Below are 21,965 nucleotides of genomic sequence, written 5' to 3'. Positions count from 1 at the left end.
GGCGCGCGTGGGCCGCCGAATGCGAGGACGCCGGCCGTGATCGCTGACGGATCGCGACCGGCGTAGCGCCAGCGAGAGTGTCCCGCTCAGCCCCCGTGGGAAATGATGGGGGCGAAATGAACCAAGGTGATGATCAGCGCGATCGCGCCGATGAACCACGCCAGAGACTTGACGATGTCCTTCCCAGAGGTCTGCAGAGCCATTTTCTTCTCCATTGGTACGCCGCCGCTCGTTGTTTCGAATTGGCTGCGTGCAGAGGCGTCAGGGGTCGCAGCTTGACCTATCGAATGGCGACATATTGCGTCGCGCGCAAGTTAATTTTTCGAGCAGCGTCGGGAAAAGGGCTTACTGCTGCGCCGGCTGCGGCTCGCCGACGCCCGGCTGCGCCTCACCCCGGCCCTTGGGCTCCTCATGGCCCGAACGATGGTCCTCGGCCGGCGCTTCGCCGGCCTGTGGCGTCTCATGCGCCTTCTCCCATCTCTCCATTGCTTCCGCATCATGCGCATGCGCGGCGTCCGGCGCGTCGATCGCCGCGTCGATGAGCAAATCACCGGCCTTCTCGAACACCAGAGTGAGCTCGAAGCCCCAGCCGACGGGGTTGATTTTCTTTATGCCCGAGAGATGGACGAAGGAGCCGCCGGGTGCGAGCGTCACCTTCGAACCATTGGGAAAGAAGATCGCATCTGCCGCGACCGCGAATTGCGGAGCGACATGCAGATCGAAGCCGCCGATCTCGGAAGATTTCACCCCGATGAGACGATCGGCGGCGTCGCCGCGATTATAGACGACCATGAACAGATTGGCGTCGCTCTCGCCGTCGCGTGGCGCGCGCAGCCAAGGATGCTCGACCTTGATGCCGCCTTTTTCATATTCATGCGCGCTCGCGCGAGAGAGGCCGCTCGCAGCCAGCGCAGCGCCTCCGGTCAAAAACAGAACGCGCCGTCGATCGATAGACATGCCCGCCTCCCTTTCGGCGCGCCGCAGGATCGCGGCGTCGCGCACAATGACGAAAGAAGCCGCCGCGATCACGCTCGCGGCGGCTTCGCCTTGAAAGAGTTTTTGTACCAGAGTCCGAATCCGACCAGTCCCAGCGCCGCAAAAAATGTCGCGATGGTGATGTTGCGGCTCTCGGTCTCGCCGACGGAGAAGGGAAAGCGCGAGACATATTCTTTCGTCCCGTCGTCGGTCTTCGCCTTCACCAGGCCGATGAACTTTCCCTTGTTCTTGAAGTCGTATTCGAAGTTGAGCGTGCCGGTGCGATATTTCTTCGCCGGCACATAGGTCTCTGTGTTCTTCTCGAGGTTCTCGTCGTCGCTCGCCTGACCGACGTCGCGCAGAATGCGGATCTCCAAATTCATGTCGCGCAGCTCATCCTGCACAGCGTCGAGCACGATGATGGTCGGGCCGACATCGGGAATGTCGTCGCAGAATTGCTCGCGCGATTTCAGCGGCTGATAGCCAGTGAAATTCATCTGATCGGGTCCGATCTTCATCTTGCATTGGCCTTCGTCGATGCTGACGCCGCCATGCGCCTGCGCCTGCGTCGCCATGCCGACGAAAATCGCGGCGGCAAAAAATCGAACGATCATGTCTCTCTCCCGATCGCGCGTCTTTAAAGGGGCGCGCTTTTCCCCGAGCGCCGCCGCCGCATCGGCTGCTCATCGTGACACGATGAATATAGATCGTATAGCGATATAAATGCAAGCGCGCGCGCCCGCTGCGCCGCCTGGCCGCGACGGTCCCGGGCGGAACGCCTTGACCCCGCGCGGGGCGAAGGCCATCATGGGCGCTTGGCCGAAGATCGCGGGCAGCGAATCCGAGGAGAATGAGAAAAATGTCGACGGCGCTCGAGAGCCGCCCTCAGGAAGCCGATGACGACGGCCGCCCCTCCGAGGAGGAGCTTCGCGCGCTCGCCGATTTCCGCTATGCGCTGCGGCAATTTCTCGCCTTCAGCGAGCAGGCGGCCGCGGATGTCGGCCTCACCATGCAGCGCTATCAGGCGCTGCTCGCCATCAAGACGTTTCGCGAGGGGGCGCATATCAGCGTCGGCGAGCTCGCCGAGCAATTGCTGATCCGCGATCACAGCGCCGCGGAGCTGGTCTCGCGTCTCGAGCAAGCCAAGCTCGTCAAGCGTAAGAGCGATCCTCTCGATCGGCGCCGCTCGCTCATCGTGCTGACAATGCTCGGCGACCGCCGGCTGGCGCAGCTCGCTTTCGTGCATTTGCGCAAGCTGCGCGCCGACAAGAACGCCTTTCTGCATCTCTTCGACACGCAGGCGGACAGCCTGTCGCAGGATCCACCGACGCGCTGACGCAGCGCGCTTCGTCATGCCCACGACGACCCCCGGAGCCGTGCTTCGTCACGGCTCCGAGAGACGAGCGGCCGGATCAGGACTGCGACGACGACCACGGACGCATGAAGCTCAGCACCGTCGCGCTCAGCGTGCTGCCGGTGAGCACGACCGTCGCGCCGAGCGCCAGCAGAGCCACGAGATTGAGCACGAGATCATTGGTGTTTCCTGCGACCGCGAGAACGCCCAGCACGATCGCGGCCAAACCGGCCAGCGCCTGAATGCCCGCCGAGCCAGAGGCCATCTCGCTCGCCAGAAACTCACCGCCGACATTCTGCGACTGCACGGCCTCGCTCTTCGCCTGCGCATGACGCAGCGTGTAGAGATGCCACACGGCGTTGCTGCTGAGCACGAGCGCCGTGCCGAAAGCAATCGTCGCGATCGGAGTCAGCACGCCGGAATTGATGCCGAGCAATGAGAGAACGCCGAGCACAATTCCCGCCGCTCCCACGAGGAAGACGGCCGAGAGGCTGCCGCCTCCGAAATGCTCGAAATTCGCAGTCTTCGCGCCCGCTGGGAAAATGATCTGCGCATATTCCGACAGCATCGCGCCGCCTTGAATGAGCAGAGCGACGCCGAACACGATCGTCGCTATGCCGGCCATGAGCGGCGGATTGACTCCGGCGAGCCCACACACGGCGAGGACAATCGTTGCGATGCCTCCCACCGCATCGACGAGGCCGCCATAGACTGCGGCGTTTTCTTGCGCTGTCGCCTCTCGGAAGGTCATGGACATGAGGATCTCCGTTCCTGCAGCCCGTCCTGCAACCCCGCGAAGCATCTAGTCGCGCTGTCCGAGCCGGCAAGAGCGACGATCGCGCCCGTCGACGCGAGCGTCGCCATATCGGCGCCGACAGCGGAAAGCCGCAGGAACCAATCTTCGTCGAATGTGTTCAGTCGAGTCGGGGATTTGTTTTGTCGGGCGAAAGGCCCCATTGGCGACGGAGGGCGTGATGAAATACAGAACTCTCGAAGAAATAACGAAACTTGCAGGCGTCGAGCCTGTCGAGGCGAAGCGTGAGCAGGCGTCGCTGCGTCGCGCGCGCTTGGAGCGGCTCGCCACTCTCATCGAAGCGCATGTCGGACGCATCCGCCTCTTCTCGATGATGGAATATGTGCCCGTGAAGGAGCGCGTGAAGCTTCGCCAGGACGAGTCGCCCTTGTCGATCGCCTTTCGCGACGCCGCCTTTCGCGAGGACGGCTTGAAAGGCGACAAGCTCGGCGATGCGATCGACTTTTTCCAGCTCTCCATGCGCGAGGCGCATCACATTTTCTGCGATTGCAATTATTCCGGCGCGATCACGCCCGGCGCCGTCGCCGCTCGCGCACGTTCCGTCGCGGAGAAGAAGTCGCTGGGCGAGTTATGGCGCAGCTTCACGCAGCGTCTCGGCCTGGCCTGACGAGGGACAGCGTGAGGTAAGCGCAAATCAGGCCGCCGTCACGCGGCGGCCTGCGTTCATCAAAACGAATGGCGCGCCGGACAGGAGAATGTCCAGCGCGGCGAGCGACTGATGCCGTCCATTCACCGAGAGCCGCGGCAACGCCATGAGATGCTCGCGATGCTCCGGAAAAATCATGCCCGGACGCGTCGTCACAGCGCTGGCGAAGCCGAGCCGCGCCGCCAGCTCGAATTCTCGTCGCGCCGCCGAGGTCGGATCGCCGACCGGATAGCAGAAATGCGGGACCGGCCGTTGCAGCTCGGACTCTATCCGCAGCCGGCTCTCCGCCATCTCATAGATCGCGGCCGCGCAATCCACCTTGGCCAATCGCGCATGCGTCACCGAATGCGCGCCGATCGTCGCCAGCGCATGAGCGGACAGCGCGCGCAGCTCGTTCCATCCGAGGCACAGACGCCGCGTGAGCGCGTGAGGCTCGATCCGCGCCTCGGCGGAGAGAGCGGTGACGACGCGCAGCAGCTCCGCCTCGTCGCCGGCGCGCAGCTGCGCATAGACCTCGGCGAAGGCGAGGCGCTTCTGCGCCGCCGTCGCCGCCGCGCAACAGATACGCTTGCCGCCGGCGATGACGTCGAGACGATCGAGGCGTCGGATCGCCTCCTCCAGCTCAACCCACCACAGCCGCGCGGAAGCGTCGGCATAGCCCGCGGTGAGATAGAGCGTGAATGGCGCATTATGGCGCTCCAGCACCGGCAGCGCATGCTCGACAAAATCGCGATAGCCGTCGTCGAAGGTGAGAACGGCGAAGGGCGCTCCCGCCTCGCCGGCGCGCAGCCGCGCGAGCGCCGTCTCCAGCGAGACGATCTCGACGCCGCGCTGACGCAGCCGCGCGATCAGCGCGTTCAAAAATTCCGGCGTGATCTCCAGCGGCTGATTGGGCTCGAAAGCCTGCTCGAGCCGTGGCCGCACGCGATGGAACATCAATATCGCGCCCAGCCCGCGCGTGTAGGGCTCGGCGAGGCGGTGCACGCCGCTCGCGCGGAAGAACTCCATGCCCGCCTCTATGGCCATTCGACGCCATTTCGTCACAGCCGCCGCGCCTCCCCGCGCATTTCTTTTTCTGCCGCACCATCTCGAGGTCTCGTTGACCTTTCCTTGCTAGTGTCGCGAAGAAGCGAAAACATCAGCAATGCGGCGACGATATGGTTAACGCAAGAACAGAGAATTTCAGAGAAGAAAGCCTCATGGAGCTGTCGCGACCGGAGACCTCCGTGGATGAAATCTCGCTCGACGTCTTCTCCTCCTTCGAGGCGGCGCGCGCGGATTGGGAGGTTCTGTTCGCCAATGCGCCGGCGAGCGCCTATCAATCTTTCGGCTTCGCGCGCGATTGGTACGCGACATTCGGACGCGCGCGCGGCCTCACGCCGATGATCATTGTCGCGCGTCATGGCGAGGGCGCACGCCCTCTCGCGCTGCTCGCGCTGGCGACGTCGCGTCTCGGCCCTTTGCGGATCGCGCAATTTCTCGGTGGCAAGGAGAGCAATTTCAATCTCGGCCTCTTCGCCGCGGATGCGCGTCTCGACGCCGCCGCGCTTCGCACGCTGCTGCGCCGCGCCGCGCGCGCCGGCGGCGTCGATCTCTATCGTCTCGCCAATCAGCCGCAGGCTTTCGAAGGCGTCGCCAATCCGCTCGCCCTGCCCGGCTCGAGCGCGAGCCCGAGCTTCGCCTATGGAACGAGCCTTCCCGCGACGGCGAGCGAGCTCGATGCGCGCTTCTCCGCCGACGCGCGCAAGAAGCTGCGCAAGAAGCAGGCGCGGCTCGAGAAGATGGGCGCGCTCGTCTTCGAGCATTGCGCGACGGGCGCGCGGGCGAGAGAAATTCTCGAGGCGCTGCTCGCGCAAAAGGCCGAACGCTTGCAAGATCCCTCCTTTGCGAGCGGCGCCATGCGCGATTTCGTGCTCGGCCTGTGTGGCGGCGCGCTCGAGGTCCATGCGCTGACGCTGGATGGACGCATCATCGCGACCTATGCGGGCTTCACCCATCGTGGACGCTTTTCGGCGATGCTCAACTCCTTTGTGGCGGAGGAAGAGATCGCGCGCTCCTCGCCCGGCGATCTGCTGCTGCATTCTCTTCTGCGCGATCTGCTCACGCGCGGCGTCGCGCGCTTCGATCTCGGCGTCGGCGAGGCGCGCTATAAGAACGCTGTCTGTGACGAGACGATCGCGCTCGTCGACACGCTCGTTCCGGCGACGCCGCTCGGCGCGCTCGCGGCACCCGTGCTTTCCGCGCTCACGCGCGCCAAGCGCGCGGTGAAGCAGAACCCGCGTCTCCTCGCCACGCTCACCGAGCTGCGCCGCCTCGCGCGCTGATTTTACGCGGCGGAAGCGTCGGCGGGAGCCGTCTCATCCTCGAGCAGGAAGGCGTCACGCACGCCGGCCTGCGCCAGCTCGTCTATGACCGCCTCGGCCGCGCGCTCGGAGCCGCTCACCAGAACGATATCGAAGGATGGCGCGAGGAACATGGCGCGATCATAATCGCGCGTGGCGAAGACGATGAAATCATAGGTCTGCGCCAACGCTTCCAACACAGGCTCGGCGTCCTGATCATATTCCGCCGCGGCGCGGCCGCCCGGCATCACATGCAGACGCGAATCCGCGTCGCGATGAATGGCCTCGGCGAAGGTCGCGGCGCCGCTCGAGAGATCCGCGAGGCCGAGCGGCCGGGCGCGATCCACATCGGGGATCAGGCGATCATAGAGCTCGCCGCGCTCCTGCGCATCGGCAGCGACAATGATGGCGAGACCACGCCGCGCGAGCGCGCGCGACAATGTCACCGCGCTGTCGAAACTATGCTCGGCGTCGGCGCAGCCGACCATCAGAACCTTTACCGAGAGCGTCGCCATGCGCGCTGCATCGATCTTTCCGACAACGCTGGATCGATAGGCGCGCGTCGTCGATCTGCTCTCGAGCTTGGGCGTGCGCGCCGGCGACAGACGCGTCCGCGACTCGGCGGCGAGGCTCGCCATCGGCGGAGGCGGCGCCTCCTCCTCTTCGTCTTCAGGCTCCACGAAGATCGGCTCGCGCCGATTGGCGGCGGCGATGCGAGCCTTCGGCGGCGTCTCCAGCTCCTCTTCCTCGCGTTCCTCGAGGCGCGGAGCCGGAAGCGGCGCCGTGCCGCGCACGCGCGCGCGGCCGCTCAGCAGCTCGATCGCGATGATCGATCCGGCGGAAAGAACGAAAGCGGCGATCGTCGCAAAGGCGGTAATCGGAACCTTTTTCGGGAAGGAAGGAATCGGCGGCGCGACGGCGCGCTGAATGACGCGGGCGTCGGCTGGCGAGGCCTTCGGCCCGTCGCGCGCCAGCGCCTCCTGATATTTGGCCGAATCCGCCTCGAGCTGATCCTTGAGCACGCGCGCGGCGCGCTCGAGCTCGCGCAGCTGCACCTCATCCGCGCCCGCGGCGCCGGCGACGCGCTTCTGCTCATCCATCGCACGCGCGAGATTTTCGACGCGGGCGGAGGCGATATGCGCCTCATTCTCCAATGTGCGCGCCGTGCGCTCGGCGGCGCGGCGCCAATCGGCTTCGAGATCGGCGAGCTGCGCCTGCAGCTCCTTTATGCGCGGATGGCCGGGCAGCAGCGTGCGCGATTCGAGCGCGAGCTGGGCGCGCAGCGACACGCGCTGCTCGCCGATTCGGCGGATCATCTCATTATTGGCGACGTCGGGAATCTCGCCGACGCGATTTTGCCGCAGCATGTCGCGCACCAGCCTGGCCTTGGCCTCGGCATCGGCCTGCGCGGTGCGCGAGATGGAGAGCTGATTGGCGAGATCGCCGAGCTGCTGCGTGGCGATCGTCATATTATTCGTGCCGGCGAAGAGGCCGGAGCGCGAGCGGAACGCCTCCACCTTGGCCTCCGCCCTCGCGAGCCGCTCGCGCAGATCGGCGACCAACGGGCTCAGCGATTGCGCGGCGTCGCGGGCGTTCTCGCGCTTCGCCTCACGCTGAATGTCGATATAGAAGGAGGCGATGGCGTTGGCGGCGCGCGCCGCGAGATCGGGATCGCGCGCGGAGAATTCGATCTGCAGCACGCGCGTTTTCGTCGGCGAGAGCACGAGCAGCTTGTCGAAATAGGCGTCCAGCATGCGCTCTTCCGGCGCGAGCTTGGAGGGATCGCGCGTCAGCCCCAGCATCACGCCGATCTTCGTGCCGAGCCCGAGGCCATTGGCGATCGGATCGAATTCGGAATTGCCCTGCAGATCGAGCGATTTCAGCACGCGCCGCGCGAGATCGCGCGAGGTGAGCATTTGAATCTGGCTCTGCACGGCCTCGGCGTCGGGCGCTGCGGCGGGGTCGGCGCGCTCCTTATCGGCGCGCGTCAGATAGCTCTCTTGATTCTCGAGCAGCACGCGCGCCTCGGCCGTGTAGCGCGGCTTGACGATATTGACGAAAGCCAGAGCGCCGAGAAAAGCGGCGAGCGTCACGCCAATGACGATGCGTCGACGCCGCGACAAGGCGCCGGCGATCTGCCCGAGATCGATCTCGCCGGTCGAGACATCCCCATGCGAAATCTCGCGCGACATCTCACGTCCCATCTCGCCCCGGGGGCTCCCCGCGTCATCGTGAGGGTGGCCGAAACTCATCTCGCGAACTCCATTTGGCGCATGGACCTTGTACCGAGATTATGGTTTCCGCGGGGTTAACCGCGGCGAGACGGCGCCGTTGAAGAGGCGACGCCGCGACCCGCGACGATCAGGCTTTGTTAACCATGAGCCGTTAAAAATTTCCGCCGGGACACGTTCTTAAGCTGTTCCTCGAGCCCGAGATTCTAAATGCCGAGATATGGCTTTCTCCTGTTCTGGCTGATGATGTGCGCGACATTGTCGGGATGCGCCCTGCCGGGCGCCTATATTCCAGAGCTTTTGACCTCCTCGACCGAGGAGCCCTACACGCTCGCGGCCGGCGATCGGCTGCGCGTGATCGTCTTCGGCCAGGACGCGATCTCCAACAGCTACACGGTCGACGGCTCCGGCCATATTTCGATGCCGCTCATCGGCATCGTTCCGGCGGCCGGCCTCACGACCCAGGCGCTGCAACATGAAATCGCCGCACGTTTGCGCAACGGATTCGTCCGCGATCCTCGCGTCTCGGTGGAAGTCGAGGCGTATCGTCCCTTCTTCGTGCTCGGAGAAGTGATGAGCGCCGGACAATATCCGTTCGTCGAGGGTCTCACCGTGCAGAAGGCGATCGCCATAGCCGGCGGCTTCAGCCCGCGCGGCTATCAAGGCGAGGTCGATCTGACGCGCGACTACGGCGGCGGCGTTCCGGTCACCGGCCGCGTGCCTTTGCTGCAGGCGGTCCGGCCGGGAGACACGATCACCGTTCGCGAACGGATTTTCTAAGAAGAAAGATGCGCGAGAATCGGCAGAGCCAGACGAGCGACGACGAGAGCCCCGGACGGCTGCGCATCGTGCATGTGATGCGCGCGCCGATCGGCGGACTCTTTCGTCATGTCGTCGATCTCGCCTGCGCCCAGGCGGCGCGCGGACATGCCGTCGGCCTCATCGCCGATTCCTCCACCGGCGGCGAGCGCGCGGAGGCGACGCTGCGCATGCTCGAGCCTTCGCTGGAGCTCGGCGTCACGCGCTTGTGCATGCGCCGACTGCCGAGCTGGAGCGATCCGATCGTCGCCTTTCGCATCGCCACGGCGCTGAAGCGGCTCTCGCCCGATGTCGTGCACGGCCATGGCGCCAAGGGCGGGCTCTATGCGCGCCTGCCGGCGCTGCTGCCGATGTTTCCGACGCTGCCGCATCCGCATGTTCGCGTCTACACGCCGCATGGCGGCAGCCTCCATTACGATCCGGACGCGCTCGTCAATCGTCTCTATCTCTCGGTGGAGAAAGCGCTGGAGCGCGTGACCGATTTCATCCCCTTCGAGAGCGCCTATGCGCAAGAGCGCTTCGCCAGAGCGATCGGCTTCTCCGGCTCTGTGACGCGCGTCGTGCCCAATGGGCTGCGGCCAGAGGAGTTCGAGCCGCTCACGCCGATCCCCGACGCCGCCGATTTTCTCTATGTCGGCGAATGGCGCCGCTTCAAAGGCGTGGACACGCTGATCGAGGCGCTGTCGCTCATTCGCGACGCGACCGGCGAAGCGCCGCGGCTCGCGCTCGTCGGCTCCGGGCCGGACGAAGCGGCTCTGCGCGCTTGCGCCGAAAGGCTCGGGATGAGCGAGCGTCTCTCTTTCGCGCCGCCCATGCCGGCGCGCGAGGCGCTGCGACTGGGGCGCATATTGGTGGTGCCGAGCCGGGCCGAGTCACTTCCGTATATCGTGCTCGAGGCCATCGCCGCGCGCATGCCGCTCATCGCCACCAATGTCGGCGGCATTCCAGAGATTTTCGGCGAGCACGCGAATCGTCTCGTCGAAAGCGACGATCCGGCGGCGCTCGCGCGCGCGATGATCGCCGCCAGCGGCATGGATGAGGAGGCGCGGCGCCGCGCCGCCGGCCAGCTCGCTGAACGAGTAGCAGAAAATTTCTCTTTGACTGCAATGGTCGAGGCCGTGCTGCGTGGATATCGCGATGCGCTGGAGGCCGCCGGACATCGCCGCGCCGCGGAGGCCGTTCTGCCGCAGCGAGCCTGATGAGTGGAGTAACGTCATGTGTGCTTTCGCCCTACGCGACATCAAAGCGGCCGCGCCGGCCAATGACGATAGTCGCGTCGCCTCGCGGCTGGCGGAAATCTCCGCCGATGCGCGGCCGATTCCCGCCTATTCGCCGGTCGTGCTGGCGGGCCTCGTCCGTATCCTCGAATTCGCGCTGATAACGGCGGCCGGCTTCGCTGTGCATCGGCTGCATGTCGCGCCCGGCTATGGCTATGGCGTCGAATATTTCATCGTCATACCAGGAATGGCGCTGCTCGCGGTCGTCGCCTGGCAGGCTCTCGATCTCTACACGCCCGCCGCCTTTCGCACGCCCATCGGCCATGGGCTCAAGCTGGCCGGCGGCTGGACTTTGGTCTTTCTCGCGGCGCTCGCGGCGATCTTCTTCCTGAAGCTGGACAACGCCCTGTCGCGCGTCTGGCTGCTCGGCTGGTACGCCGGCGGGCTCGGCGTGCTGGCGGCGGAGCGCTTCGCCGTCGCCGCGGTGGTGCGCTCGCTGACGCAGCAGGGCAAGCTCGACCGTCGCACTGTCGTCGTGGGCGGCGGCCCGGCGGCCGAGCCCGTGCTGCGCGCGCTCGCCGCCTCGCAGCAGGACAGCGATCTGCGCATATTGGGGGTGTTCGACGATCGCCGCGACGACCGCTCGCCGGATGTCGTCGCCGGCTATCCCAAGCTCGGCACGATCGACGATCTCGTCGAATTCGCGCGCCACACGCGGCTCGATCTGGTGATCTTCACCCTGCCGATCTCGGCCGAGACGCGCCTTCTGCAAATGCTGCGCAAGCTCTGGGTGCTGCCGATCGACATTCGGCTCGCCGCGCACACCAATAAGCTGCGCTTTCGCCCGCGCTCCTATTCCTACATCGGCAATGTTCCGGTTCTCGACGTCTTCGACAAGCCGATCGCCGATTGGGACGTGCTGATCAAATCCGCCTTCGACAAGATCGTCGGCGCGCTGTGCCTCCTTCTCTTCGCGCCCGTGATGGCGGCGGTGGCGCTGGCGATCAAGCTCGACTCGCGCGGCCCGGTGCTGTTCCGCCAGACCCGCTACGGCTTCAACAATGAGAAGATCGAGGTCTATAAATTCCGCTCCATGTATGCGGACAAGCTCGATCCCGCCGCGGCCAAGCTCGTCACCAAGGGCGATCCGCGCGTGACCCGCGTCGGCCGCTTCATCCGCAAAACCTCGCTGGACGAGCTGCCGCAGCTCTTCAATGTCGTGTTCCAGGGCAGTCTGTCTCTGGTCGGCCCCCGCCCCCACGCCATGCATGCGCGCGCCGCCGAGCATCTCTATGACGAGGTGGTCGATGGCTATTTCGCCCGCCATCGCGTCAAGCCCGGCCTCACCGGCTGGGCGCAGATCAATGGCTGGCGCGGCGAGACCGACACGCCGGAAAAGATCCAGAAGCGCGTCGAATGCGATCTCTATTACATAGAGAACTGGTCGATCCTGCTGGATATGTACATTCTCGCGCTCACGCCGATCGCGCTGCTGAAGACCGAGAACGCTTATTGACGGCGAGCCTCGCCGCGCGAGGCTGTCGCTCATCTCCCCGCCCCGAAATCCGAGCCTGAAGGCTCGCCCTCATCCATGAGCCGGCGCGTTGATCCGTCCCGCGCAAAGGCCTATCCTGACCTTCGCATTTGGTCGCGAGGACCAACGCAGCCACCTCATCCATCACATCAACATGAGCAGAATTATCGTTATTCTGCTTGCATTTATATCGAGAAGTTTATGCAGCGCCCGAGCCTTCTCATCGTCTTTCTCGCTGCGCTCTCGGGCGCGGCGGGCGTCGCGCTCGCGGCCGCGAGCGCGCATATTTCCAACGCCGCCAATCTCGAGACGGCGAGCCGTTTCCTGATGATCCACGCGGCGGCTGCGCTCGGCCTCGGCGCGCTGCTGGCGGCAAAGCTGCCGCTCGCGCGCTGGCTCGGCGGCGCGAGCTTCGCCCTCATCGCGGGCGTCGCGCTGTTTTCCGGCGACCTCGCCGCCCGCAGCTTCACCGGCGATCGGCTGTTTCCTTATGCGGCGCCCATCGGCGGCTCGCTGACGATCGGAAGCTGGCTGGCGCTGGCGGTCTGGGCGCTCGCCGCGCTGCGGGCGAGGTAGCAGCCCGCGCTTTCCCGCTCTGGACAGGAGGCCGGAATCGACCTCACCCTCGCGAGCGTGGGGGCGAGATGGGGAAGATGGAACAATGGAGCGCGGAGGCGGCGCTCGGTCGACGCGTGCTCGTCGTCGAGGATGAGCCGCTGATCGCGCTCGCGCTCGAGGAGACGCTCGCCGAGCATGGCTTCCGCGTCGTGGCCTCGGCCCAGACCGTCGCCGTCGCATTGCGGAACATCGCCAGCGCGCAATTCGACGTCGCTCTGCTGGACCTGTGCATCGGCGCCGAGAGCGTCGAGCCGGTCGCCGACCGCCTCGCCGCAATGGGCGTTCCTTTCGTCTTCACGACCGGCTATGGCCGCTCGGCTCTGCCCTCGGCCCACGCCACGCGCCCGATCGTCGAAAAACCCTTCCGCACCGAGGCGCTGATCGCGGCCCTGGTCGCGGCGTCGCGACGCGCCGCGCAAGACGCCTGAGGCAGAGACGGCGAGATACCGAGGACCGGACGGCTTGTCTCTTGCGATCACGCTCCATGTAAGGGGGAGTTGCCTCAAAACGGGTGCCGCGTCATGTCTTCGCGTAAAAGCGGCGATCGGGGATGCTCCCGACGTCGCCTCGCCGCTCTCGGCGGCTTGGTCTTGGGCCTGATGATCGCGACGCTCGAGCCTTCTTCCGCATTGGCCCAGGATTTCTTCCAGCAATTGTTCGGCGGCGGAGGCGGCGGCTATTCGGATTATGGCGGCGCGGGCGGCTATCAGAGCTATCGCCGCCACGGCCACGCCCGGCGCCATGGCGTCGCCCAGCAGGAGCGCCGCGCCTATGTCCCGCGAGACCGCCGGGGCGAGCAGCCCAGAGCCTCCCGCGGCGGCGAGCCGGAGCGCTCCGTCTATACGGAGACCGCGGCCGGCGGACGCTCCTACTGCGTGCGCGAATGCGACGGCTATTTCTTCCCCGTCGGCCTCTATTCGAGCGCCAATGACACGGCGAGCCATCAGCGCGCCTGCGGGCGCCTCTGCCCCGGCGCGCGCACGACGCTCTATGTGATGCGCGGCGGCACCGACAAGATGGAGGACGCGGTGGCGGCGCGCGGCGGCGCGACCTATGCGCGGCTGATGGCCACCCTGCAGCGCAAGAACGAGGGCAAGGCCGAGGGCGAGAAGGACAAGGAATGCTCCTGCCACGCCGGCCAGACCAATGAGAGCTCGATCGAGGCGATCTATCTCGACCCGACGCTGCGGCGCGGCGACGCCGTGATGACGACCCATGGAGTCGAAATCTTCCACGGGGCCAGCCGCTATCCTTATTCGAAGAGCGACTTCCGCCCCCTCGCCCGCTCCCCCGATCTCGACGAGCCGATCCGCCGCCGCCTCGCGGCGTTGGAGCGCGCCAGCAAGCAAGGCCGGCCGAGCCTCGAGCGCCGCGCTGCGCGGCCGGTGAGCGAGCGCCGCAGCCAGTCGGGCGGGCGCGAGCCGCGCGACTGACCCTTCCCCCGGCCGACCAGCGACAATCCGGATAAAAAAGGCGAGCCCGATTGCGGGCTTGCCATCGTCCTCCGGTGTCGATATGCCCAACGCACCGCACAAGTCGGGACGATGCGCAGCGGCGGCCCTTGCTATCATCTCTTTCGAACGTCGGCCATTGCGGCGCCGAGAGACGACCGGGTCGCCACGACTTTCATGAGGTGATCCGATGGGCAATCCATATGCGACGAAGGGGCCTTCCCAATTCTGGCGCACGGCTGTCGCCGACCTCGCTCCCGAGGATGTCAGCCCGATCCCGCACAAAAAATTCCTCATCGGCGCGGAAGACCGCATAGCGACCGCGGGCAGCTGCTTCGCGCAGCATGTGTCCCGCTACATTGAGGCGATGCCGGGCGTCCGCTTCCTGCAGACCGAGGCGAGCCCCGCCGATCAGCCGGTGTTCTCGGCGCGCTATGGCAATATCTACACGGTCGCCCAGCTGCGCCAGCTGCTGCTCGAGGCCACCGGCCAGCTGAGCCTGCCGCCGCTCGTCCTGCCGCGTCCCGACGGCCGCTTGGTCGACGCTTTTCGTCCGACGACCTATACGGAAGGCTTTGCGAGCCCCGAGGATGTCGCCGCCGCGCGGCGCGCGCATCTCGAGGCGGTGCGCCGTGTGTTCACCGACTGCACCGTGTTCGTCTTCACGCTGGGGCTCATCGAGGGCTGGACGACGCCGGACGGCCAGTTCGTTCTGCCAATCCACCCCGGCGTCACGACGGATGATCCGCAGGCCGCCGCCGCCCTCTTCCATCGCTATTCCTATGAGGAGGTGAAGGCCGATCTCGAAGAGTTCCTGGCCGGGCTGCGCAAGATCAATCCGGGCGCGCGCGTCATTCTGACGGTCTCGCCCGTGCCGCTCACGGCGACCTACACCGACGAGCACGTGCTGTCGGCGACCGTCTACAGCAAGTCAGTGCTGCGCGCCGTCTGCGGCAGCGTCGAGAGCTCTGTCGAAAACGCCTATTATTTCCCGTCCTACGAGATTATTTCCAGCCATTTCAACGATGGGAAATATTACGACAGCAATAAGCGCACCGTGCCCGAAATCGGCGTCTCCCACGTCATGCGCGTCTTCAAGACCGCCTATTTCGGCCAGACGTCGGAGCCCGTCGCCTCGCCCCCGAAGCCGGCCACAGAAAGCAGCGTGCTGAACCAGTCCTATGCGGGACGCATCATCTGCGACGAAGAGAAATACGGCACGAACATAGGGTTCTGAGATGAAGGTCATCGTTGTTTCGAACTGCGCGACATCCACCTATTACGAGGTGGTTCTGACGCTGTTCCCCGATTGGACAATCAAGGCCGCTGGATTCAACGAAGCGGAACGATGGATCGAGACCGGCGAGAAGCCCGAGTTCGAGAATTATCTCAAAGAGTGCGACCTCTATATCGGCTGGCCGCTCGACGGGCTCCGCTTGGCGAACGTGCTCAACCCCAGCGCCGAGCGTGTGATCATTCCGGAGCTCTATTTCCGCGGCCTGCATCCCGACGTCGCCATGCTGGACGGCTTCTGGGGTCCTTTCAGCGAGGGCGCGCCGCACACACAGACCTCTCTGATCGCGCTCGGCGCGAAGGCGATCGGCAAGACGGCGGAGGAGACACAGGTGCTCTTCCGCGAAGACGTCTATGAGAAGCTCGGCTATTTCGATCTGTACAAGACCGAGAGAAGCCGCCTCGTCGCGGACTTCGGCAAATATGGCATTCGGCTGGAGGAGGCGTTCGATTTTTGGGAGACGCAGAACGACTTCTTCTACGTCTGCCATCATCCGCGCAGCTTCGTTCTCGTCGACATCGTTCGCAACGCCCTCGCCGGGCGCTTTCTCGATGCCGACGCCTACGCGCGCTCCGAATCCATTCGCCGCACGCAGCCCGACAAGCTCAGCGCCGGAACCGAAATTTGGCCGGTTTATCCCGAGATCGCCCGGCGTTTTGGCTTCGAGGGGAGCCTCACCTGGTCGAGATTCCCCAATTGCTCGCCCCGCGAAATGTCTCTGTCCCGCGTGATCGACATCATCTTCGAATCCCTCGGCAGAATGGACGACGCCTGGAAGTCCGTGCCCTTCATCGCCGAATGCGCCAAGACGCTCGAGAGAGTCTAACTCAGTTCAGCCGCTCCTCCTCCCCGAGGAGCGGCTCGGCGCCGGGAGGCGATGCGCTCGCCGCCCTCTGCTTCGGCGCGCGCGACCAAGGCCGGTCCTCACCCGGGGAGCGGGCGGTTCGCCATTCTACTCGCTCGCCAACGAAGCGCAGGGTCGCCGCGCCGGTCTCAGCGAGCTTGCGGCGATCGAGAAGGATAGGCGCGCCGCAGCCTTCGGGCGCGTAGAAGGGCGCGATGACGATCGCCGCGCGGGCGCAATCTTCGATCAGCGCCTTGCGATCCGTCACCAGCGCGACGGCGCGGCCGTCGATCGCCTTGGCCACGCAGCCGAGATCGTCGCAGGAGACGCCGCCACGGGCGTCGGCCGGCGCTCTTGTGTCGGCGTCGGCGCGCAGCCATTGCTCGCCGACGAAGGAGAGCTTTCCGCGGCCAAGCAGCGCCAGCTCGCCGGAGGGCAGGCGCAGCGCCGCGGCGTCGCCGCCGGGCGCGACGGCGAGATCGAAGCCCTCCCCGCTGGCGGCGCCGAACAGGCCGAGCATTGCGAAGGGAATGGCCATCGCCCGGAACAGCCATGTCCGCCACAGCACGAGCGACAGAACCGCGAGAGACAGGAAAATAATCGCGAAAGGCGCGAAGCTCTTCACCGGCAGGCTGGCGCCGGGCGCGGCGCCGATGAGCCGCGCTATGGCGGTGACGAGATCGATGCCAAAGCCGACATAGCGCCAGACCGGGCCGTCGAGGCCGAAAGGATAGAGAAAGGCGCCTAGCAGCGCCCCCGGCACGGCGAAGAATTCGATGATGGCGAGCGTCAGCGGATTGCCGATCAGCACATAGGGGCTCAATTCGTGAAAATCACCGGCCATGAAGGAGGCGGTCGCCGATGTGGCGCAGAGCGTCGCGAAGATCGGCGCCGCCGGCCCGCGCAACAATAATTCGCCCAGATTCTCGCGCCAGCGCGCGAAACGGGAGGGCGTTCGTCCGAAGGCGGGCGGCTCGCGCCGACGCTCGATGAGCGCGCCGCGCGCCTCATAGACGGCGACCAGCGCCGCCACTGCTGCGAAGGAGAGCTGAAAGCTCGCTCCGAGCAGCGCCTCCGGCTGGAAGGCGACGATGAAGAAAACTGCCAGCGCCAGATTGCGCATGGACAGCGACGGCCGATCGAAGAGCACGGCGATCAGCATAATCGTCGTCATGATGAGCGCGCGCTCCGTGCCGACGCGCGAGCCCGTCCCTATGTCGTAGAGAACGGCGCCGATGATGGCGACGCCGGCCGCCCATTTCTTTATGGGATAATTCAGCGCCAGCGTGCGCGAGAGCGCCAGCAGCCGCCGCAGCCCGACGAAAAAAATGCCGGCGACCAATGTCATCTGCACGCCGGATATTGTGATGATGTGGAATATGCCGGCGCGGCGGATCAGCTCTTTCGCCTCCTCGCTCAGAAAATCGCGCTTGCCCGTCACCATTGCGGCGGCGATGGCGCCGGTGTCGCCGCCGAGCGCGCGATAGACCCGCGCCGCGAGCGCATTGCGCAGCCGATCGACGGCGGCGAAGAAGCGCAGCGACATTGGCGCGGGATCGGGCGCCGGCATGATGTCGATGCGGCCGAGCGCATTGCCGACGCCGCCCAGCCCGGCGAAATAAGCGTCGCGCGAGAAATCATAGCCGCCCGGCAGAGCGGCGTGGGCCGGCGGCAGCACGCGCGCCTTCAGCGCGATGAAATCGCCGGCCGAAAATTTCGTCTCGCCCCGCGTGGTCAGCCGCACGCGAAACGGCGCGACGTCATTGGGCAATCCTTCCGCGCTGGCGAGGCGCAGAATGAAGCGCGCGCCATTGGGGCGCGGGTCCAGCTCCTCGACGAAGCCGGTGAGAAAGCCGACGCCGGCGCGTGAGACGATGGGCGCATCGACGCGCGCGGCGCGCCAGACGGCGGCGAAGAAGCCGCCCGAGAGGCAGACGAGCAGCAGAAGCAGAGCGCCCGCCCTATGCGCGCGCAGAAGGACGGCGAGCGCCGCCAGAATGGCGAGGCCCGCCGCAGAGAAGGCGAGCGAGGGCTCGCGATCGGCCACGAAATAGAGCAGGACGCCGGCGCCGGACGCCACCGGCAGCCACAGAAATGGCCGCCGCAGCGCGATCTCTTCTTCCAGCGCAGCGCGGGCGGCGTCGGCGAGCGACGCGAAAGCGGCCGAAAAGGCGGGGCGTATGACGCCTCTCGCCCGATCGGCCGCGCCGGCGACGGCTTTCGCGCTCCAACTCACCAAAGGCCCCGGATATCGCAGCTCGAGCAAGGTCCAGCTCATGCTATATCCGAAACCACCGAGCGCGCGAGCGCCGCGACGATCAAAAACGCGTCGTCAGGCCGGTCAGCCATTCCGGCGAGGCGGCGACGAGGGCCGCCTCCAGCGGCTTGTCGAGCCCGGTGGCGATCATGAGGCCGATGGAGGCGAGCGTTGCGCCGAGCGCGCCCTTGCCCCATTTGCCGCCGACGAGCAGCGAATTCCGCAACCGCATGGTCAGCCCCCGCGAGACGGAGCCGAGCGCGACCAGAGGCAGGCCGGCGCCGAGCCCGAAGAACGCCATCACCAGCCCGACCTGGCCGAGGTTTTGGCCCTGCGCCGCGAGCAGCGAGGCGGCGCCCAGAGTCGGCCCGGCGCAGGGGCTCCACACCGCGCCGAGCAGCAGGCCGAGCGCCAATTGGCCGCGCAGCCCATGGGTCGAGAAGCCGGAGAAGCGCCGCTCGATCCAATCGGCGAGCGGCCCGCCGGCGGCGGCGATCCTGACTTGCAGCGCCGGCGCCGCCAGCAGCACGCCCAGCGCCACCATCAGCAGCGCCGCGCCGAAGCGCAGACTATCGCCGTCTATCCCCGCCCCGAAGCCGATGAGCGCGAGAAACAGGCCGATGGCGACGAATGAGGAGGCGACGCCGAGCGCCAGCGCCGCCGGCCCGAGCTTGTGCTCGGAGGCCGCGGCGCCGAGAATGATCGGCAGCAGCGGCAGCACGCAGGGCGAGAGCGTGGAAAACAGCCCCGCCAGAAAGGCGAGGCTCGCTCCCGCGAGATCGACCGTCATCACAGCGCCTTGTCGAGCAGCGCTCCAATCGAAGAGGCGCTGGTGTCGCCGACCGAGCGGCCGGTCTCGCTCTTCCCCTTGAAGACGATGAGCGTGCTCTGCGTCGTCGCGCGGAAGCTGCGCAGCGCGTCCTTCTGGCTGTCGAAATCGACCTCGAACACCTGCAGCGTTCCGAATTTGGGATCTTTGCCGAGCTTCTCGAGGATCGGCTGCTGCGCCTTGCAGGTGGGACACCAGGGCGCGTGAATCTCGACGAGGATCGGCTTGCCGGCCGTTTGCGCCGCCTCGAAGCCTTGCGGCGTGAAAGCGTGCTTCTCGGCGGCGAAAAGCGGCGTGGCGAGAAGCGCGACGGAACAAAACGCGGCGGCGAAGCGCAGTTTCATGGGTGAAATCCTCTGTTGTTCAGGGTCCGCGAAGGCCCGGGAGAAACGGGCGGCGACGCCACGGCCGCCGCCCGCTCACGGTCTATACGCGAGCGCATTCCCCGATGTTACGCCGGGGGAAGCCCCTTTCGCGCCTCTCCCTTCTCGGCGACCAGCATGGCGAGCAGCATTTCGACGAGCCCGCCGCCATTGGCCCGGCCGTCGCCGCCGCCGACGACAATGCCGGGAACGAGCGGCAGCTTGCCATTCTCGATCGCCTCGGCGAAGCGCAGCAGCACGGTCGAGTTGAGCTGATACTCTGGCCCGCCATAGGCGGCGACCTGCTTTTCCGTCGCCTCCGCTTGGGCGAGGCCGACGGCCTTGATCTTCTCGGCGTCGGCAAAGCCGATGGCGCGAATGCGATCCGCCTCGCCCTGCCCTTCGACGCGGGCGCGCTCGGCGTTGGCTTTCGCCGTCACCTGGATCGTCTCCGCCTCCTGCCGCGTCTGCGCGAGGCGCGCCTTGCCTTCGTTCTCGCGCAATTGAATGGCGAGCGACGACGCCGTGATATTGGCCTGCTGCTCGGCGAGCGCCTGCTTCTCGCGCAGGCTGCGCTCCTGCGCCGCGGCGGCCTCCTGCAGCCGATAGGTCTCCACCTTCTCGACCGCGATCTGCCGCTCGCGCAGCTGCGCCAATATCGACTCGATCGCCGACGATCCGCGCTCCTTGTCGGCGCGCGGCGTGCCGATCAGCACCTCCTGCAGATCGAGACTATAGGCGGCGAATTTGGCGCGCATCTCCTCGCTGGAGCGGCTCTGAATGTCGCTGCGCTCCTGCAGCAATTGGATGAGCGTCTTGGTCTGGCCTATATTTTTGAAATAGGCCGAGACCATCGGATCGAGCGTCTGCTCGACGAGCCGCTTGACGTCGCCGAAGCGCTGCACCACCAGCGGCGCTTTCATATAGTCGATATGGACGACGACGGAGAGCGGCATCAAAGGCTCGAAAGCGTCCTTGGTGATGAGCGCGATCTCCGAGAGATTTTCGTCGAGACGATGCGGGCCGGTCGATTCGGCCGTCCATTTCAGGACGAAATTCGTCGTCGGCACGGCGATGACTTTTCCGGCGTAAGTGTTGAAGGCGTATTTGCCGGGCAGCAGCGGCTTGCTCCACACGCCACGACAGCCTGGCGCGACCAATTCGCCATGGCGATAATCGTCGCCCGAAATATCGACGCCGCTCGCGCCCGTATAGGACACGACGACGCCGACCGTGCCGACGTCGACGATCGTCTTCGAAACCAGTTCCACCGTCGCGAACAGGCGATTGACGTAATAGCTGCCGTCGACGAGCACCTGATGCTGACGCCCGCGAAAGCCGCCGGCGCGCAAAAAGGCTTCAGGATTCTGGAAATTATTGTGAAAGCACGGATCGGAGGCCTCGCCGCCGACGGAAGGCGCGATGATCTCGCCCTCGCGCAGCGCCGGACCGTCATGCACGGTGACGACGCCGAGCACGTCCTGCTCGTCCTTGATGACGATAGGCTCGAAGCCGTGGCGCGCGCCGATGATCGCCGCCGTGCGCGCGAACAGCTCATTGTCATTGGGCGACAGCGCCACCGCGTAATTGCGCGCCGCCGTCAGCACGACGAATTGCGCGAGATTGATGGCGTAGACGCCCTCGCGCAAAATCTTGCGCTGCGGCCCCTTCTGCCCGCCCTGCACGAGAAAGCCGCGCACATCCTCGAAATCGGAGGCTTTTTCATTCGACGCAAGCGTCTGCTCCGGCGCGAGCGCGGCGCCGTCGCGCGCATAGACATAGCCGATCTGTCCCTGCGGAATGGAGACCAGCGGCACGCGATGCACGCGATATTGGAAGGGCACGAAGAAATGAAAGCCGCCGCGCAACGCATCGGGCTGAAAGCCCGCCTCGCCTTTGAGCGCGATGAAGCCTTCGCTGACCGAGCCGCGAAAGCTCCACAGCTTCTCCAAAACGCCGAGCCGATCGTTCGGAATATAGCGAACGGCGCCGCCGACGAGCGCGAGAAGCAGCAGAAATCCGACCGCTCCGGCGACGAGAAGGCTCGTCTGCCAGAACGGCGTCAGAGGATAATCGAGGGGAAACATCTCATTTGCTCATGGTTGAGCGGAATGCGCGGTTCAAAGCCTTTTCTCCCAGGCGCATTCCGCCGGGAGCATGCGGCGCCGCGCCTTCGGCGCAGCCGCGGATCATGCGGCGCGAGATGTGGGGCGCGGGCGGAAGAGTTGCAAGGAGCATTGAAGGTCGCCGACAGGTGAAGGCGCTCTCAAATATTTGATATAGCCGAAGATAAAAATCGACATCGCCATCTTGCGAGCCCATTGCGCCATCAGTCGGACGCCGAGGCCAGGGAGCCTCCGTCCCCCCGCAGTTCCCCC

General features: G+C 65.9%; 20 protein-coding genes. 11 read left to right on the top strand and 9 right to left on the bottom strand.

Annotated elements, in window-relative coordinates; genetic code table 11:
- Positions 1-345 precede the first annotated feature (345 nt).
- Positions 346-957, bottom strand: coding sequence for a copper chaperone PCu(A)C (locus METLW3_RS0110350; protein WP_024879852.1), 612 nt, complete (start codon positions 955-957; stop codon positions 346-348).
- 68 nt (positions 958-1,025) lie between these two features.
- Complete coding sequence (locus METLW3_RS0110345) at positions 1,026-1,589, bottom strand: hypothetical protein (RefSeq protein ID WP_024879851.1); 564 nt, start codon at positions 1,587-1,589, stop codon at positions 1,026-1,028.
- Positions 1,590-1,834: 245 nt separating this feature from the next.
- Here METLW3_RS0110345 and METLW3_RS0110340 point away from each other — a divergent pair, with 245 nt between their 5' ends.
- Positions 1,835-2,311, top strand: a complete 477-nt coding sequence (locus METLW3_RS0110340) for a helix-turn-helix domain-containing protein (protein ID WP_024879850.1) — start codon at positions 1,835-1,837, stop codon at positions 2,309-2,311.
- A gap of 76 nt (positions 2,312-2,387) precedes the next feature.
- Here METLW3_RS0110340 and METLW3_RS0110335 read toward each other — a convergent pair whose 3' ends face one another.
- On the bottom strand, positions 2,388-3,086 hold the full coding sequence (locus METLW3_RS0110335) for a hypothetical protein (protein WP_024879849.1): 699 nt from the start codon (positions 3,084-3,086) through the stop codon (positions 2,388-2,390).
- A gap of 217 nt (positions 3,087-3,303) precedes the next feature.
- On the opposite strand from METLW3_RS0110335, the gene METLW3_RS0110325 reads away from it, so the two are divergent.
- On the top strand, positions 3,304-3,750 hold the full coding sequence (locus METLW3_RS0110325; protein WP_245267295.1) for a hypothetical protein: 447 nt from the start codon (positions 3,304-3,306) through the stop codon (positions 3,748-3,750).
- A gap of 27 nt (positions 3,751-3,777) precedes the next feature.
- On the opposite strand, the gene METLW3_RS0110320 is transcribed toward METLW3_RS0110325, so the two are convergent.
- Positions 3,778-4,833 carry a polysaccharide deacetylase family protein gene (locus tag METLW3_RS0110320; protein WP_245267293.1) on the bottom strand — a complete coding sequence of 352 codons (1,056 nt, stop codon included), beginning with the start codon at positions 4,831-4,833 and terminating at the stop codon, positions 3,778-3,780.
- Between the two features lie 155 nt (positions 4,834-4,988).
- Here METLW3_RS0110320 and METLW3_RS0110310 point away from each other — a divergent pair, with 155 nt between their 5' ends.
- Positions 4,989-6,113 carry a GNAT family N-acetyltransferase gene (locus METLW3_RS0110310; protein WP_024879845.1) on the top strand — a complete coding sequence of 375 codons (1,125 nt, stop codon included), beginning with the start codon at positions 4,989-4,991 and terminating at the stop codon, positions 6,111-6,113.
- Positions 6,114-6,115: 2 nt separating this feature from the next.
- Here METLW3_RS0110310 and METLW3_RS0110305 read toward each other — a convergent pair whose 3' ends face one another.
- Positions 6,116-8,323 carry an exopolysaccharide transport family protein gene (locus tag METLW3_RS0110305; protein ID WP_024879844.1) on the bottom strand — a complete coding sequence of 736 codons (2,208 nt, stop codon included), beginning with the start codon at positions 8,321-8,323 and terminating at the stop codon, positions 6,116-6,118.
- A 249-nt stretch (positions 8,324-8,572) separates the two neighbouring features.
- Here METLW3_RS0110305 and METLW3_RS0110300 point away from each other — a divergent pair, with 249 nt between their 5' ends.
- The 8 genes from METLW3_RS0110300 (at position 8,573) to METLW3_RS0110265 (ending at position 16,121) form a co-directional block, all read left to right on the top strand.
- Positions 8,573-9,142, top strand: coding sequence for a polysaccharide biosynthesis/export family protein (locus METLW3_RS0110300; RefSeq protein WP_024879843.1), 570 nt, complete (start codon positions 8,573-8,575; stop codon positions 9,140-9,142).
- A gap of 8 nt (positions 9,143-9,150) precedes the next feature.
- Positions 9,151-10,380, top strand: coding sequence for a glycosyltransferase family 4 protein (locus tag METLW3_RS0110295; RefSeq protein WP_024879842.1), 1,230 nt, complete (start codon positions 9,151-9,153; stop codon positions 10,378-10,380).
- 16 nt (positions 10,381-10,396) lie between these two features.
- Positions 10,397-11,914, top strand: coding sequence for an undecaprenyl-phosphate glucose phosphotransferase (locus METLW3_RS0110290; RefSeq protein ID WP_024879841.1), 1,518 nt, complete (start codon positions 10,397-10,399; stop codon positions 11,912-11,914).
- 219 nt (positions 11,915-12,133) lie between these two features.
- Complete coding sequence (locus METLW3_RS0110285) at positions 12,134-12,508, top strand: DUF423 domain-containing protein (protein ID WP_024879840.1); 375 nt, start codon at positions 12,134-12,136, stop codon at positions 12,506-12,508.
- 77 nt (positions 12,509-12,585) lie between these two features.
- Positions 12,586-12,978 (top strand): response regulator, encoded by a 393-nt coding sequence (locus METLW3_RS0110280; protein WP_245267285.1) that lies wholly within the window; start codon positions 12,586-12,588, stop codon positions 12,976-12,978.
- A 171-nt stretch (positions 12,979-13,149) separates the two neighbouring features.
- Positions 13,150-13,983, top strand: coding sequence for a DUF2865 domain-containing protein (locus METLW3_RS0110275; RefSeq protein ID WP_024879838.1), 834 nt, complete (start codon positions 13,150-13,152; stop codon positions 13,981-13,983).
- 208 nt (positions 13,984-14,191) lie between these two features.
- Positions 14,192-15,238: a GSCFA domain-containing protein gene (locus METLW3_RS0110270; RefSeq protein WP_024879837.1), complete on the top strand. Its 1,047-nt coding sequence runs from the start codon at positions 14,192-14,194 to the stop codon at positions 15,236-15,238.
- Position 15,239: 1 nt separating this feature from the next.
- On the top strand, positions 15,240-16,121 hold the full coding sequence (locus METLW3_RS0110265; RefSeq protein ID WP_024879836.1) for a WcbI family polysaccharide biosynthesis putative acetyltransferase: 882 nt from the start codon (positions 15,240-15,242) through the stop codon (positions 16,119-16,121).
- Between the two features lies 1 nt (position 16,122).
- Here METLW3_RS0110265 and METLW3_RS0110260 read toward each other — a convergent pair whose 3' ends face one another.
- The 4 genes from METLW3_RS0110260 to METLW3_RS0110245 all read right to left on the bottom strand — a co-directional run bounded on the left by METLW3_RS0110260 (position 16,123) and on the right by METLW3_RS0110245 (position 21,674).
- The gene (locus METLW3_RS0110260; RefSeq protein ID WP_245267284.1) at positions 16,123-18,417 is read right to left on the bottom strand and encodes a ComEC/Rec2 family competence protein; all 2,295 of its coding nucleotides are present in this window, start codon (positions 18,415-18,417) and stop codon (positions 16,123-16,125) included.
- 40 nt (positions 18,418-18,457) lie between these two features.
- On the bottom strand, positions 18,458-19,186 hold the full coding sequence (locus tag METLW3_RS0110255; protein ID WP_024879834.1) for a cytochrome c biogenesis protein CcdA: 729 nt from the start codon (positions 19,184-19,186) through the stop codon (positions 18,458-18,460).
- Entirely contained in the window at positions 19,186-19,569 is a 384-nt protein-coding gene (locus METLW3_RS0110250) for a thioredoxin family protein (protein ID WP_024879833.1), read from the bottom strand. Before METLW3_RS0110250 ends, METLW3_RS0110255 begins: the two co-directional genes overlap by 1 nt.
- Before the next feature lie 107 nt (positions 19,570-19,676).
- Entirely contained in the window at positions 19,677-21,674 is a 1,998-nt protein-coding gene (locus METLW3_RS0110245; protein WP_024879832.1) for an SPFH domain-containing protein, read from the bottom strand.
- Positions 21,675-21,965 lie beyond the last annotated feature (291 nt).

The organism is Methylosinus sp. LW3, from assembly GCF_000527115.1.
In the GTDB taxonomy this organism is placed as follows: domain Bacteria; phylum Pseudomonadota; class Alphaproteobacteria; order Rhizobiales; family Beijerinckiaceae; genus Methylosinus.
The sequence above is the reverse complement of the archived record's forward strand: the minus strand, read 5'-3'. Positions and strand labels throughout refer to the sequence as shown.